The sequence below is a fragment of the Streptomyces sp. NBC_00236 genome, assembly GCF_036195045.1.
Classification (GTDB): domain Bacteria; phylum Actinomycetota; class Actinomycetes; order Streptomycetales; family Streptomycetaceae; genus Streptomyces.
In genome coordinates, this window is record NZ_CP108100.1 from 3,980,394 (window position 1) to 3,995,854 (window position 15,461).

The 15,461-nt window shown below is 72.9% G+C and carries 8 protein-coding genes; 5 read left to right on the forward strand and 3 right to left on the reverse strand.

The genetic code is table 11. From position 1 onward, the window contains the following. Positions 1 to 13: 13 nt before the first annotated feature. Positions 14 to 1,558, reverse strand: a complete 1,545-nt coding sequence (locus OG446_RS17890) for an MFS transporter (RefSeq protein WP_443050156.1) — start codon at positions 1,556 to 1,558, stop codon at positions 14 to 16. A gap of 489 nt (positions 1,559 to 2,047) precedes the next feature. Further along, positions 2,048 to 3,133, reverse strand: a complete 1,086-nt coding sequence (locus OG446_RS17895) for a PucR family transcriptional regulator (protein ID WP_328895001.1) — start codon at positions 3,131 to 3,133, stop codon at positions 2,048 to 2,050. A 303-nt stretch (positions 3,134 to 3,436) separates the two neighbouring features. Here OG446_RS17895 and OG446_RS17900 point away from each other — a divergent pair, with 303 nt between their 5' ends. The 5 genes from OG446_RS17900 to OG446_RS17920 all read left to right on the forward strand — a co-directional run bounded on the left by OG446_RS17900 (position 3,437) and on the right by OG446_RS17920 (position 14,398). Beyond that, positions 3,437 to 4,099 (forward strand): hypothetical protein, encoded by a 663-nt coding sequence (locus OG446_RS17900; protein ID WP_328895002.1) that lies wholly within the window; start codon positions 3,437 to 3,439, stop codon positions 4,097 to 4,099. A gap of 118 nt (positions 4,100 to 4,217) precedes the next feature. Then, positions 4,218 to 6,326, forward strand: coding sequence for a flotillin family protein (locus OG446_RS17905; RefSeq protein ID WP_328895003.1), 2,109 nt, complete (start codon positions 4,218 to 4,220; stop codon positions 6,324 to 6,326). Positions 6,327 to 6,749: 423 nt separating this feature from the next. Next, positions 6,750 to 11,723, forward strand: coding sequence for a DNA repair ATPase (locus OG446_RS17910; protein WP_328895004.1), 4,974 nt, complete (start codon positions 6,750 to 6,752; stop codon positions 11,721 to 11,723). A 29-nt stretch (positions 11,724 to 11,752) separates the two neighbouring features. Then, positions 11,753 to 13,741, forward strand: coding sequence for an NAD-binding protein (locus OG446_RS17915; RefSeq protein ID WP_328895005.1), 1,989 nt, complete (start codon positions 11,753 to 11,755; stop codon positions 13,739 to 13,741). Between the two features lie 66 nt (positions 13,742 to 13,807). Next, complete coding sequence (locus OG446_RS17920; protein WP_328895006.1) at positions 13,808 to 14,398, forward strand: 3'-5' exonuclease; 591 nt, start codon at positions 13,808 to 13,810, stop codon at positions 14,396 to 14,398. On the opposite strand, the gene trpS is transcribed toward OG446_RS17920, so the two are convergent. Further along, on the reverse strand, positions 14,395 to 15,432 hold the full coding sequence (gene trpS / locus OG446_RS17925) for a tryptophan--tRNA ligase (RefSeq protein WP_328895007.1): 1,038 nt from the start codon (positions 15,430 to 15,432) through the stop codon (positions 14,395 to 14,397). The two genes, OG446_RS17920 and trpS, sit on opposite strands and share 4 nt — an antisense overlap. Between the last annotated feature and the right edge of the window lie 29 nt (positions 15,433 to 15,461).

Sequence of the window (15,461 nt, forward strand, 5' to 3'; positions counted from 1 at the left end):
GCGGCCGGGTGTCTCAGGCCGGTGCCGCCCCGGTCTCCTCGACCAGGTGGGGACGGGGTGCGCCGCGGCGGTAGAGGATCGCCGTGATCAGCAGGCCGAGGGCGAAGAAGCCCGCCGACCACCAGTACGCGGTCGAGTAGCTCTCCAGCTGGGCCTGGGCGAGGGCGTCCGGCGTCGGTTTGCGGCCCACCATGTAGTCGGTGGCGGCGCTCGTGGCCAGGGTGTTGAGCAGCGCCGTACCGATGGAGCCACCCACCTGCTGGCTGGTGTTGACCATCGCCGAGGCCACTCCCGCGTCCCGCGCCCCCACTCCGGCGGTGGCCAGGTTCATCGCCGTGGCGAAGACCATGCCGAGCCCGAGGCCCATGCAGAGCAACGGCGGCAGGACGTGGGCGAGATAGCTGCTGCTCAGGTCCAGCGTGGTCAGCCACATCATGGCGGCCGCCGCGAGGCCCATACCGAGCGGCACGATCGGTTTGGCGCCGAACCGCGGCACGAGCGTGTTGGTCGTCGTCACGGACGCCACGATCATGACGGCGACCATCGGCAGGAAGGCGGCACCCGTGGAGACCGGCGAGTACAGCAGGCTCTTCTGGAGGTAGTACGTCAGGAACAGGAAGACGCCGAACATACCGGCGCCGGAGATGAACATGCCGAGGAACGAGGCCGCACGGTCCCGGTCCAGCACCACGCGCAGCGGCAGCAACGGGTGCTCAGCCCGGGTCTGCCACCACGCGAACGCGACGAGGAGCACCGCACCGGCCAGCAGGAACCCCCAGGTCTGCACCGAACTCCACGCATGCGTTTCGGCGTTGGAGAACCCGAACACGATGCAGAAGAGCCCGGCGGAGACCAGCACGGTCCCCGGGATGTCGAGCTTCGGCCGGTTCGCCGGCGCACCGGCGGTGAGCAGGCGCGCGCCGCCGACGAAGGCGACGAGCGCGAACAGCAGGTTCACGTACAGGCACCAGCGCCAGTTCAGGTACTCGGTGAGCACCCCGCCGAGCAGCAGCCCCACCGCACCGCCCGCACCCGCGATGGCGCCGTAGATCCCGAACGCCTTCGCCCGCTCCTTGGGCACGGTGAACGTCGTCGTGAGGAGCGAGAGCGCGGCCGGGGCGAGGAGTGCCCCGAACATGCCCTGGAGAGCGCGGGCCAGCACCAGGACCTCGAAGCTCGGGGCGGCGCCGCCGATGGCCGAGGCGACCGCGAAGCCGACCAGACCGGTCAGGAACACCACCCGCCGGCCGACCAGGTCGGCGATGCGTCCGCCGAGCAGCAGCAGCGAGCCGAAGGCGAGGGCGTACGCCGTCACGATCCACTGCCGGTTCCCGTCGCTGAAACCGAGGTCCTGCTGGGCGGACGGCAGCGCGATGTTCACGATCGTCGCGTCGAGGACGACCATCAGCTGGGCCAGCCCGATCACGCCCAGCACCCACCACCGGTGGGAGGGGCCGCGCTCCTGTCCCGGCGCGCCCCGGGACGCCGCTTCGGTGGCCACCCGCCCCCGCCTGCCGTCCTCGGAGGGTTCCCCTGACTGACGTGAATGACGGGCCATGGTGCGGATCTCCCTCACTGCACACGCCACCGGAATCCCCCGGGTGATCACGCTAGGCGCAGCTCGGCCTCCCCGCATGCGGGGAGAGCCGCGCACGGCGAACGCTGCCGGAACCCGGCAGCGGGGAGGGCGGCGGGACACCATCCGACGGGCGGCTGCCCGGCAGGGCGGGCGACGGCAGGACACCGTCCAGCGGGCGGCTGCCCGGCACGGCGGGCGACGGCAGGACACCATCCAGCGGGCGGCTGCCCGGCACGGCAGGCGACGGCAGGACACCGTCCAGCGGGTGGCGGCCCGGCATGGCAGGTGACGGCGGGCCACCATCCGGCGGGTGGCTGCCCGGCACGGCAGGTGACGGCGGGCCACCATCCGACGGGCGGCTGCCCGGCACGGCAGGCGACGGCGGGCCACCGTCCGACGGGCGGCTGCCCGGCACGGCAGGCGACGGCAGGACACCGCCCGACGGGCGGCTGCCCGGCACGGCGGGGCTCAGATCTCCTTGGCCGGCCAGTCCAGCAGCCGGGCCCCGATCACCGCGGTCTGCAGGGTGTAGCGGTGCATCGGGTCGGCCGGGTCGGAGCCGGTGAGCTGGTGGATCCGCTCCAGCCGGTACGTCAGCGCCCGTACGCTCAGCGCGAGGCGCCGGGCCGTCTCGGCCGCGACACAGCCGGCGTCGAAGTACACGGAGAGCGTCTTCAGCAGCGGCTCCGCGCCGCCCCGCGCCTGCTGGAGCGGGCCGAGCTCGCTGCGCACCAGATCGGCCATCGCCTGCCGGTCCCGGGTCAGCACGGGATAGACGAGCAGATCCGCGGCGTACAGGACGGGGTCGTCCAGACCCATCCGGTCCGCCAGATCGAGCGCGTCCAGCGCCTCGTCGTACGACTGGACCACCCCGCCGGGCCCCCGGTGGGGCCGGCCGACCGCCACCCGGCCGCCGTCCGTCGCCGCGTGCGCCTGCTTGGCGAAGTACCGCAGGACATCGGGCTGGCTGCCGGGCGCGATGCAGATCAGCCGGCCGTCCTTCGTCGTGAGCAGGATCTTGCGGCCGCTGAACCGGGCCAGCAGTGCCGACTCCACCTGCCGCGGCACGGCGTCGGTCTCGGTGTACGCCTCGGGGCCCGCCGCCACGGCAACGGCGTGCGCGCGGGAGAGCCGCAGCCCGAACCGGGTGGCGCGCTCGGCGAGCCGGCCCAGGTCGCTGCGTCCGTACAGCAGGTCGTCGATGAACTCCCGGCGGGCGGCCTCCTCCCGCCGGACGGTGAGGCGCTGGGCCCGCTCGAAACCCTCGGCGAACGCGTCGACCGTCTGCTCCACCGCGGCCAGCACGCTCTCGGTGGACGCGGCGGTGGCGGACGCCGTCGCTCCGGGAACGGCGGACGGCCAGGTGGCGCGGGTCTCGGCCAGATGCATCCGGACCAGGGCGCGCAGCTGGTGCCCGGCCTCCGCCGCCTGCCTGCCGAGGGTGCGGCGGGTGTCGAGCTCCTCCCGGGTCAGCCGACGTCCGGAGACGGCGACTTCGCCCAGGATCTGGGCGTAGCCCTCCAGAAAATCGTCGGAAATCACCGGTTCCGCCACGCCCCGCCTCCACTCCTGATGCGTCACTGATATTTACACAACGCATACGCGCGCATGCCGGTGCCCGGCATCGAGCACGGAGAAAGATTGCCGGATTCCGGCAATGCGGCCGACCGGCTGTGGATGACACGATCCTGTCAGCACCAACCGGGGGACCACGGGGGAACACGGGGGTGCAGGGGGACGGGGGAAGACCCGGTTGCCGCGGTGCCGTTGGGACGGCACCGCGGCTCCGGAGTCACCACCGGACCCCGCGACACGCTCCGGCGCAACCGCCGGAACAGCGGGCAGGGAGGTGGACCGATGCAGGAGTTTCTGACCGCGACGCAGTCCTTCCCGGCCGTGCTCTTCTCCGCGGCCCTGGTCGTCGTCATCGCCTTCTGGCTGCTCGTCCTGGCCGGTGCGGCGGACCACCACTCCTTCGACGCGGACCTCGACACCGATCTCGCCGGGATCGGCGGCGTGCCCGTCACCGTCTCGGTCTCCGTGATGGTGGCCGTCGGCTGGTTCTCGGCGCTGACCGGTTCGGTCCTGCTCCACCGCAGCGACACCACCGGAACCGTCCGGGCCGCGCTCGCCGTCGGCATCCTCGTCGGCGCGCTGCTGCTGGCCTGGGCCGTGGTGCGGCTGCTGGTGCACCACTTCCGCCGCTTCTTCGCCGACCAGCCTCCTCCATCGCGTCAGGACTTCCTGGGCCGGGTCTGCACGATCCGTACCGGCTCGGTCGGCACGGACTTCGGTCAGGCGGAGGTCGCCGCGGCCGACGGATCCACCGCGATCGTGCAGGTACGCCAACTGGCGCCGGCCGACGACGCGCTGTCGGCGGGAAGTCCGGGACTGCTGTACGCGTACGACGACACGGGCGAGTTCTTCTGGGTCTCCCCGTACGACCGTGCGCTCGACCCGGGACCGCCGCCGGCCCTGCCGCGTACGCACCGCCGTACGCCGCCCCGCCGCACCGCCTGATCCGACACGCCCCGTACCGCTCCGTGCTGCCCCGTGCCGCTGCGCGCTGCCCGGATCCGCGCGGGCCGCACACCCCTCCTTCTTCTCCTGTCCGCACCACCAGCCGCCAAGGACTGTCATGGAAGCCATCTCCTTGGGCCTCGGCCTGATCGTCGCCGTGGTCCTGCTCATCGCGATCGCCCTGCTCCTGGTCGTCACCCGGCTCTTCCGCAAGGTGGAGCAGGGCAAGGCCCTGATCATCTCCAAGACCAAGAAGGTCGACGTGACCTTCACCGGTGCCGTCGTCCTGCCGGTCCTCCACAAGGCCGAGTCCATGGACATCTCGGTGAAGACCATCGAGATCCGCCGCACCGGCCGCGAGGGCCTGATCTGCCAGGACAACATCCGCGCCGACATCCACATCACGTTCTTCGTCCGGGTCAACAAGACGGTCGAGGACGTCATCAAGGTCGCCCAGGCCATCGGTACGGAACGGGCCAGCGACAAGGTGGCGATCCAGGAGTTCTTCGCAGCGAAGTTCTCCGAGGCGCTCAAGACCGTCGGCAAGCAGCTGGACTTCGTCGACCTCTACACCAAGCGCGAGGAGTTCCGGGACCGGATCATCCGGGTCATCGGCACCGACCTCAACGGCTACCACCTCGACGACGCGGCGATCGACTTCCTCGAGCAGACCCCGATGGTGCAGCTGGACGGCGCCAACATCCTTGACGCGCAGGGCATTCGGAAGATCACCGAGCTGACGGCGATCGAGCACGTACGGACCAACGAGTTCCAGCGCACGGAGCAGAAGGAGATCACCCGGCAGGACGTCGACGCCCGGGAGACCATCCTGGAACTGGAGCGCCGGCAGGCCGAGGCCGAGATCAAGCAGCGCCGCGAGGTGGAGACGCTGCGCGCCCGCGAGGAGGCGGTCACCGCCCGCGTCCAGGAGGAGGAACGCCTGGGCGCCCAGGCCGCGTTCATCAAGACCGAGGAGCAGCTCGGTATCCAGCGCGAGAACCAGGCCCGGGAGATCGCCGTCGCGCAGAAGAACCGCGAGCGGGTCATCGCCGTGGAGAACGAGCGCATCGAGAAGGACCGCATGATCGAGGTCATCGGGCGCGAGCGGCAGACCGAGCTCAACCGCATCGCCGCGACGAAGGAGGTCGAGGCGGAGCGCCGCGAGGTCGCCGACGTGATCCGCGAACGCATCGCGGTGGACCGTACGGTCGCCGAGCAGGAGGAGTCCATCAAGACCCTGCGGTCCGTCGAGGAGTCCGAGCGCACCCGCAAGTCCGTGATCATCGCCGCGGAGGCGGAGGCGCAGGAGCAGCTGGTCAAGGACATCAAGGCAGCGGAGGCGGCCGAGGCGGCGGCGACGCACCGGGCCGCCGAGCAGCTGACCCTCGCGGAGGCCCGGCTGAAGACCGCGGACCTGGACGCGCGGGCCAAGCTGCGGCTGGCCGAGGGGGTCCAGGCGGAGTCGGCGGCGCCCGGGCTCGCGGACGTACAGGTACGGGACGCGGCGGCCGAGGTCGTCGAGAAGACCGGCCGGGCCGAGGCCGAGGCGACGTCCGCCCGGCTCAGGGCCGAGGCGGAGGGCTCCCGGCTCAAGGCGCTCGCGACGGCCGAGGGCACCCGGGCCCAGGCGACGGCGGACGCGGCGATGATCGGCGAGAAGCTGAAGGCCGAGGCGGCGGGGCTCACGGACAAGGCGGCCGCGATGGCGGCACTGGACGACGCGTCGCGCGGACACGAGGAGTACCGGCTGCGGCTGGCGGCGGAGAAGGAGATCCGGCTTGCCGGGCTGGAGGTCCAGCGCCAGGTCGCCGAGGCGCAGGCGACGGTGCTGGCGACGGGTCTGGAGAACGCCGACATCGACATCGTCGGCGGGGAGTCGGTCTTCTTCGACCGGCTGGTCTCGTCCATCTCCCTGGGCAAGAGCCTCGACGGGTTCGTCGAGAACTCCGACACGGCGAAGGCGCTGGGCGGTGCGTGGCTGAACGGCACGTCGTCGTTCACGGACGACGTGACGCGGGTGCTGGGGTCGGTGTCGTCGGGTGACGTACAGAACCTGACGGTGTCGGCGCTGCTGATGCGGATGATGGCTGCGCCGGGGGTGGGGGGCGTCGGCGCGGACCAGGTCCGCCAACTCCTGGACCACGCGCGGTCCCTGGGCCTGGCGGACGTCCCGGTCGCCGCCGTGCCGAGCCCTTCGCCCTCGCGGAACGGTACGCCGGTGGGGTAGCCGGGGCCTTTTGTCCTCAAACGCCGGACGGGCTGAATCGGACTGCGCCCCGTCCGCCTGAGGAGCCCCGGGGCGCGGTCCGTCCTCAAACGCCGGACGGGCTGGCGATGCCCGGACAGGCGGGGCGCCCACGCGGCGCACGACAACGCCGGACACATCGAGCCCGAGCCCGAAATCAAGCCCGTCCGGCGCTTGAGGACACCCCCGGACCGTCGTCAACCCGCACGGCAACCCGAGCCCGAGATCAAGCCCGTCCGGCGCTTGAGGACAGCCCGGCGCACCGGAACCCGAGGCCACAACCAAACCCGTCCGGCGCTTGAGGACAGCCCGGCGCACCGGAACCCGAGGCCACAACCAAACCCGGCCGGCGCCTGAGGACAACGCCGGCCGCAGGTCACACCACCGCCCCAAGGAGCCGCCCGCATGGACACCGCCACCTCGTCACCCCCGGACGGCCCCGAGGCCGGGGCCCACGACGTGCTGCGGAGGCGGCTCCGCACCCAGGCCGCCGAGCTCACCCACCGCGCCGAGGCGCTCAACACGCAGCGGACCGAGGAGTTCGGCTCCACCGGACTCCAGCTGCTCGGCAGCGAGCAGGTCCGGACGGCTCAGCCGTCCGCCGCCCGCGACCTCGTCGCCATCGGCGGCCAGCTCCTGTTCGGCTTCGAGCGTGGCCCGGGCCGGCGCGACGAGCCCGTGGTCGACGACGTACTCAGGGCGTACGGAACCGAGTTGACCCCCGTCACCGCCCCGCTCCTCGCCGACGAGCCCTTCGTGCGCGAGTTCGGCGGCCTCCACCGCTACTACCGCGACGCCCGCCTGCTGCGGCTGCGCCGTACCAATGGACGGCTCCTCGCCGTCTTCCGTACCGGCGAGAACGCCGAGGACATCCGCGTCCTGCGCTGGGCACTGGACGCCGACGGGTCGCCCGGCGCGTTCCTCGACGCCCGCGGCGAGCGCGACCACGTGTTCCCGCCGTCGCACGACTTCGCCTGGACGGTCGCGGGCCGCGAGGCCCACGTCCCCGGCCGTCACCCGCACATCGCCATCGGCGCACGCCGAACCGAGGACGGTGACGGCGCCCCCCTCTACCTCTCCACGCTCGGCGGACACCTCACCCTCAAGACCGTCGACGACACGGAGACCCCCGACGGAATCTACCGCGAACCGGTCACCGAACCCCTCCAGTCGCTCGCCGACGCCGAGGTCGCGTACGCGGAGTCCGGGCCGCTCGTCCTGCTCCGCGTCCGGCCGTACAAGGAGGACGCCTGGCGCCATCTCGTCTTCAACCGGCTCCTCGGCACCGTGCAACGGCTCGACGGGATCGGCCCCTCCTGCCATCTGCTCCCCGAGGACCAGGGGATCATCTTCCCCGGCGGCTACTACCTGACCGCCGGCACCGCGAAGACCTTCGACATCGCCGAACCCCTCACCGACCCCGTCTTCGAGGGGGCCGTCCGCTCCCCCAACGGCGAGGACGTCCTGTACGTGTTCCGTTCACGGGAGGACGGGCGCAGCCTGCTGCTCCCGTACAACGTGATCCGGCAGGAGGTCGCCACCCCGCTCCAGGGCCGCGGCCACGCGCTGCTCGACGATGGCACGCTGGTGCTCCTGCGCGACCCGGTGGAGGGCAGGGACGCCGGCCCGGCCCGCGTCCACCCGGTGCAGCGGTGGCGGACGCCGTACGTCTCCGACACCTTCGCCGCCTCCCGGCCGCCCGGGACGGGCCCGCTCGCCCGGGTCGGCAACGCCGACCTCGTGCGCGGCATCTCCGACTGCCTCGCACTCGCGCAGAGCGCCGAAGCGACGACCCCGACGGCCGCCGTCTACGCCCGGCTGGTGGCGGACTGCTCCCGCGCCGCCGACCGCTACCACTGGCTGGACGACATCGAACTCGGCTCTCTCGGCGCCCCGTTGGCCGCGCTCCGCGACACCGCACAGCAGGTGCTCGCCGAGTTCGACGCCGTGCAGGAGCAGATCCGGAGCGCCGCGGACGCCCTCACCGAGACGGCGGACCGCATCACCGTCCTGGTCCGCCGGGTCCGCGGCGAGGCTCCCCGGTCGGCCGCCGACTGGGTCGACAGGCTGACCGAACTACGGGCCGCGCACGGCCACTTGGCCGGCCTCGCCGAGATGCGGTACGCGGACACCGGGCGGATCGCCGAACTCACCGCCGCCACCGCGGACGACATCGCCTCGGCAGGCCGGCGCGCGGTCGCGTTCCTGTCCTGGGACGACGCGTTCGCCGGCTACCACGAGGACGTCGCCCGGCTCACCGAGCAGGCCGCCGGCCTCGCCACGGTCACCGACGCCACCGTGCTCGGCGAGCGGCTGGCGGGGATGACGGGCGGGCTGAGCACGGTGACGGACGTCGTCGCCGGGCTCGACATCGGTGACGGCGTGGTCCGCACCTCGATCCTGGAGCGGATCGCGGACGTCCTCGGCGGGGTGAACCGGGCCCGCGCCACGCTCGACGCCCGCCGGCGCGCCCTGCTCGACCAGGAGGGCCGGGCCGAGTTCGCCGCCGAGTTCGCGCTGCTGGGACAGGCCGTCACGGCCGCGCTGGCCGCCGCGGACACCCCGGACGCCTGCGACGACCAGCTCGCGCGGCTGCTGCTCCGACTGGAGGACCTTCAGGCACGGTTCGCCGAGTACGACGACTTCCTCGCCGCGCTGGGCGAGCGGCGGACGGAGGTGTACGAGGCGTTCTCGGCCCGCCGGCAGACCCTTCAGGACGCGCTCGCCCGCCGGACGGAACGCCTCGCGGCCTCCGCCGCCCGCGTCCTGGAGACCGTCACCCGGCGCAGTTCCGCGCTGGCCGACGCGGACGCCGTGCACACCTATTTCGCCTCCGACCCCATGGTCGCCAAGGTCCGCCGCACCGCCGAGGAGCTGCGCGGGCTCGGCGACACAGTCAGGGCCGAGGAGCTCGACGGGCAACTGCTGGCCGCCCGCCAGGAGGCGGGCCGGGCGCTGCGTGACCGCAGCGAGCTGTACGCGGACGGCGGGGCGACGGTCCGGCTGGGCCGGCACCGGTTCGCGGTGAACACCCAGCCGTTCGAGCTGACACTGGTGCCGCAGGCGGACGGCCTCGCGTTCGCCGTCACCGGCACCGACTACCGGGCGCCGGTCACCGACCCGGGGTTCGCCGACACCCGCCCGTACTGGGACCAGCTGCTGCCCTCCGAGTCGCCGTCCGTCTACCGGGGCGAGCACCTGGCCGCCCGGCTCCTGGCCGAACACGGCGCGGAGCGGCTGAGTTCGCTGGACGACACCGAACGTGCCGCACTCGTCCGGGAGTCGGCGGCCGCCGCCTACGACGAGGGGTACCAGCGCGGGGTCCACGACGAGGACGCCACGGCGATCCTCGCCGCCCTGCTGCGGCTGCACGCGACCGCCGGGCTGCTGCGTTTCCCGCCCGCCGTACGGGCCGCCGCCCAGCTGTTCTGGGCGGACGGGACGGACGAGGCCCGCAGGACGTCCTGGTCGCGCCGGGCCCGCTCCCTGGCACGCGCCCGCGAGACGTTCGGTAGCGGCCCTGCCGTCGCCGCGCTCCAGGAGGAGTGGGCGTCGGTCATCCCGGGAGACGGCTCCCGGGCCGTCGCCGCGTATCTCTTCGAGGAGCTGACCAGCGGCCCCGACGGCTTCGTCACCGCCGCGCACCTCCGCACGTTCCTGGACAAGTTCCGTCGCACGACCGGCACTTCGGCGTACGACGAGGACCTGACCGCCCTCAGGGACGACCTGCCGGCCCGCCGCCAGCTCGTCGAGGGCTGGCTCAGCTCGTACGCCCGGGCGAGCGGGACGGACCTGGAGGCGGGTGATCTCGCGGAGGCCGTCGCCGTCGAGCTCTGCCCGGAGCCGGTGCTGGCCCGCTACGAGGGCGACGCCCCGCTGACCGCGACCGTGGACGGGCTCCTCGGCGTCCATTCACGCATCGAGCGGGGCCGGATGACCGTACGGATCGACGAACTCCTTGTCCGTACCGAGACGTTCCGCACCGATACCGTCCCCGGCTTCCGCGCCTACCAGCGCCGGCGCACCGCCCTGGTCTCCGCCGAACGCACCCGGCTGCGGCTGGACGACCACCGGCCCCGGATCATGTCCGCGTTCGTCCGCAACCGGCTGCTCGACGAGGTCTACCTGCCGCTGATCGGCGACAGCCTCGCCAAGCAGCTCGGCACCGCGGACGCCGACCGGCGCACCGACTCGCAGGGCCTGCTGCTGCTCGTGTCACCGCCCGGCTACGGCAAGACGACGCTCATGGAGTACGTCGCCGACCGGCTCGGAATGGTGCTCGTCAAGGTCAGCGGGCCGAACCTCGGCCACGACGTGACCTCACTGGACCCCGCCCAGGCCCGCAGCGCGACCGCGCGCCAGGAGATCGAGAAGATCAACTTCGCGCTGGAGGCGGGCAACAACACCCTGCTCCACATCGACGACATCCAGCACACCTCACCGGAACTGCTCCAGAAGTTCATCCCGCTCTGCGACGCCACCCGCAGGATCGAAGGCGTACGGGACGGCGAGCCGCGCAGCTACGACCTGCGGGGCAAGCGGTTCGCGGTGTGCATGACGGGTAATCCGTACACCGAGTCCGGGGAGCGGTTCCAGGTCCCCGACATGCTGGCCAACCGGGCCGACGTCTGGAACCTGGGCGAGGTGCTGAGCGGGCGCGAGGACGTCTTCGCGCTGAGCTTCGTCGAGAACGCGCTGACCGCCAACCCGGTGCTGGCACCGCTCGCCGGCCGGTCCCGCGAGGACCTCGCCCTGCTGCTGCGGCTCGCCTCCGGCACCGACGCCACCGCCCGCGCGGACCGGCTCCAACACCCCTACGCCCCCGCCGAAGTGGACCGGATCACCGCCGTGCTCCGCCATCTGCTGCACGCCCGCGACACCGTGCTCGCGGTCAACGCCGCGTACATCGCCTCGGCCGCACAGACCGATGCGACCCGCACCGAACCGCCGTTCCGCCTCCAGGGCTCGTACCGCAACATGAACCGCATCGCGGAGCGCATCGTGCCCGTGATGAACGACGCCGAACTGTCCGCCGTCATCGACGACCACTACACGGGCGAGGCCCAGACGCTCACCACGGGCGCCGAGTCCGCCCTGCTGAAACTCGCCGCCCTGCGCGGAACGCTCGGCCCCGAGCAGGCCGCGCGCTGGTCCGCCGTCACCGCCTCGTACGTCCGCGGCCAGGCGCTCGGCGGCCCCGACGGCGATCCGCTGACCCGCGCGGTGGCCGCGCTCGGGGTGCTCGCGGACCGGATCGCGGCTGTCGAGACGGCGATCAGCAGGGCCGCCGACCCGCGCCACCTGCTCGCCCGGCCGCCGTCCGAAGCACACTCCGAGACGCCCTCCGGGACACACTCCGGGACACACGAGGGCCGCTGACCGTACCGATCACGAGAAGGGAGCAAGGCATGCTGGGACTTGTGCCTCCTCTTCCCCAGCAGCCCCAACGCTCCCCCCTCTCCGGACACATGGTCGTCTGCGGCGACGACGCGCTCGCCCAGCGGCTCGCCGTCGAACTGCGGTACGTCTACGGGGAGCGGGTCACCCTGGTCCTGCCCCCGGAGCCCGGCACGGCCGGACCGGAGCTGCCGCTGACCGGGCGAGGCCGGGCGGCCGCGCTGTTCGGCCGGATGTCGTCGGCGATGAGCCGCAACGGGGGCAACGGCGCCGGGAACGGGGACGGCGACACCAATGCCGGCGTGGAGGCGGTCCGCATCCTCCAGGCGGCCGAACCCTCCGACGAGGCCTTCGAGGAGGCCGGCGTCGGCACGGCCGCCGCGCTGGCCCTCGTCTACGACGACGACGAGCGCAACATCCGTGCCGCGCTGACCGCCCGCAGGCTCAACCCCCGTGTCCGGCTGGTGATCCGGCTCTACAACCGCAAGCTCGGCCAGCATCTGGAGACCCTGCTGGACCAGGCGGCCGCCGTCGCCTCACCCGGCATCGACCAGACCGTGCTGGACGCCTCCACCACGGTCCTGTCCGACGCCGACACCGCGGCGCCCGCCCTCGCGGCGACCGCGCTCTCCGGCTCCAGCAAGGTGATCCAGGCGGAGGGTCTGCTCCTGCGCGCCGCCGAGCGCACCCCGCCGCGGGACGGCCAGGCCGTCCGCCCGGCCCTGTGCACGCTGGCGCTGCTCTCCTCCACCACCCATGACCCGGCCGGCACCGAGGGCTCCGACAGCAGCGGCGACGAGGGCCCCCGGCTCCTGCCCGACCAGGCGCAGGTGGCCGCCGCGACGGGACGCGGGACGATCGTCCTGGAGGCCGTCAGCCGGCCGGGCCCCACCGGCCGCGAACGCCGGATGGGGGGCAGGGGCGCCCCGCTGGGCCAGGTCTTCTCGCGGCGGCTGCGCTGGTCCGCGCTGGGCGTCGGCGCGGCCGTCCTGGGACTCGCGGTGGCGTCCACGTTCACCACCGGGGACGAGCCGGTGCACGCCGCGTATCTGACGCTGCTCGACCTGTTCGCGATGGGCGACCCGGCGATCGGTGACCCGACCGCCCGCCAGGTCATCCAGATCCTGTCCGGGGTCGCCGGGCTGATGCTGCTGCCCCTGCTGGTGGCCGGGGTGCTGGAGGCGTTCGGGTCGCTGCGCACCGCCTCCGCCCTGCGCCGGCCGCCGCGCGGTCTGTCGGGGCACGTGGTGCTGCTCGGTCTCGGCAAGATCGGTACGCGCGTCCTCGTCCAGCTGCGTGAACTCGGCATCCCCGTGGTGTGCGTGGAGGACGACCCGGACGCCCGCGGCATCCCCGTGGCACGACGGCTGCGGGTGCCGGTGGTCCTCGGGGACGTGACGCAGGAGGGCGTCCTGGAGGCCGCGAAGATCCGCCGTTCCCGCGCACTGCTCGCCCTGACCAGCGTCGACACCACGAACCTGGAGGCCGCGCTGTACGCCCGCTCGGTCAAGCCGGACCTGCGGGTGACGCTGCGGCTCTTCGACGACGAGTTCGCCACCGCCGTCTACCGCACCCTGCGCACCGCCCATCCGCAGGCGCTGACCCGGTCCCGGTCGGTCTCGCATCTGGCGGCGCCGTCGTTCGCCGTCGCCATGATGGGCCGGCAGATCCTGGGGGCGGTGCCGGTCGAGCGGAAGGTGATGCTGTTCGCCGCGGTCGAGGTGGCCGGGCACCCGCAGCTGGAGGGCCGGACGGTGGAGCAGGCGTTCCGGGCCGGTGCCTGGCGGGTCCTCGCCCTGGACGTGGCGCAGCCCGCCGACCGCCGGCCGGACCTGGCCACGCCGGTCACGGGCGACGGCGCCCAGGACCGGCCGGCCGGACTGGTCTGGAACCTGCACCCGGGGTACGTACTCCAGCCCACCGACCGGGTCGTCATCGCCGCGACCCGCCGCGGCCTGGCCGAACTCCTGCGCAGGCGCGGTTCGTTGACCCGGCACTGACACCGGGCCGGGCGCCCCGCGATATCCGGATGCCCGGTGCGGCCCCGGCCTCCTACCCTGCCCTCCATGGACAAGGAACCGGAGCCGCGTCTCCTCAACGTCATCGACATCGAGGCGACCTGCTGGGACGGACAGCCGCCGCCGGGAGCGGTGAGCGAGATCATCGAGATCGGGCTGACGGTCCTCGATCTGCACGCCCGCGAGCGCCTCGCCCGCCACCGCGTCCTGGTCCGCCCGGTCCGCTCCTCGGTCAGCGCCTTCTGCACCGAACTGACGGGCCTCACCCAGGCCGAGGTCGACACCGGCCTCCCCTTCGCCGACGCCTGCCGGCTGCTGGCGGCCGAGCACCGGGCCGGGACCCGCGCCTGGGCGAGCTGGGGCGACTACGACCGCAAGCAGTTCACCCGCCAGTGCGAGGCGACCGGCACGCCTTACCCGTTCGGCCACCGCCACACGAACGCCAAGATCCCCTTCACCACCGCCCACGGCCTGCGCAAGCGCCCCGGCATGGCGCATGCCCTCCGGATCGCGGGGCTCCCGCTGGAGGGCCGGCACCACAGCGGCGCGGACGACGCGTGGAACATCGCGGCGCTGATCCTGGACGTGGTGGCCCGCGACGGATGGCCGTCGGAGAACCCTGCGGGTCAATACATCTAGAGCAGGCCCCCCATCGCCTCCCGCACCTCCGCCAGCGTCGCGTCGGCGATCTCGTTGGCGCGCTCGTTGCCGGCCCGCAGCACGGACCGGACGTAGCCCATGTCCCGTGCGTACTCCGCCCGTCGGGCCCGCATCGGCGCCATCCGGCTGTTGACCGCGTCGGTCACGGTCCGCTTGAGGGCCGCCGCGCCCCCGCCCCCGATCTCCTCGGCCACGTCGTGCGGGTCCCGGTCGAGACAGAGCGCGGCGAGCTGCACCAGACCGGACACCCCGGGCCGGCTCTCGGGGTCGTACGTGATGTGGCGTTCGGCGTCCGTGGTCGCTCCCTTGATCAGCCGGGCCGTGGCATCCTCGTCGGCGCTCAGCGCAACGGAGTTGGCGCGGCTCTTGCTCATCTTGGTGCCGTCGGTGCCGAGCAGCAGGGGTGCGGCGGAGAGCAGCGCCTCGGGGTCCGGGAAGAGTGACCCGTAGCGCTCGTTGAACCGCCGGGCGACGGTCCGGGTCACTTCGAGATGGGGCACCTGGTCCTGGCCGACCGGCACCACGTTGCCCTTGCAGAACAGGATGTCGGCCGCCTGATGCACCGGGTAGGTGAACATCAGGCCGCTCACGGCCGCCTGGCGTGAGTGCGCGATCTCGTCCTTGACGGTGGGGTTGCGGCCGAGTTCGGCGACGGAGACCAGACTCAGGAACGGCAGCAGCAGCTGGTTGAGCGCGGGTACGGCGCTGTGGTTGAAGATCACCGATCGTTCCGGGTCGATGCCGACGGCCAGGTAGTCCAGCAGCAGCCCCTCCATGATCGGGGTGAGCCGCTCCGCCACGTCCCGGTCGGTGAGCACCTGGTAGTCGGCGACGAGGACGAACACCTCGACCCCGAGGTCCTGGAGCCGCACCCGGTTGTGGAGCGTGCCGAAGTAGTGCCCGAGGTGCAGCGCCCCGGTGGGCCGGTCGCCGGTCAGGACCCGGAAGGCGGCGGGGTCCCGGTGGATCCGCTCGTCGAGCGTGGCGGTGCTGTCGGGGCAGGTCGTGGTCATGGCTGGTCTCTCCTCGCGATGGTGTGTGC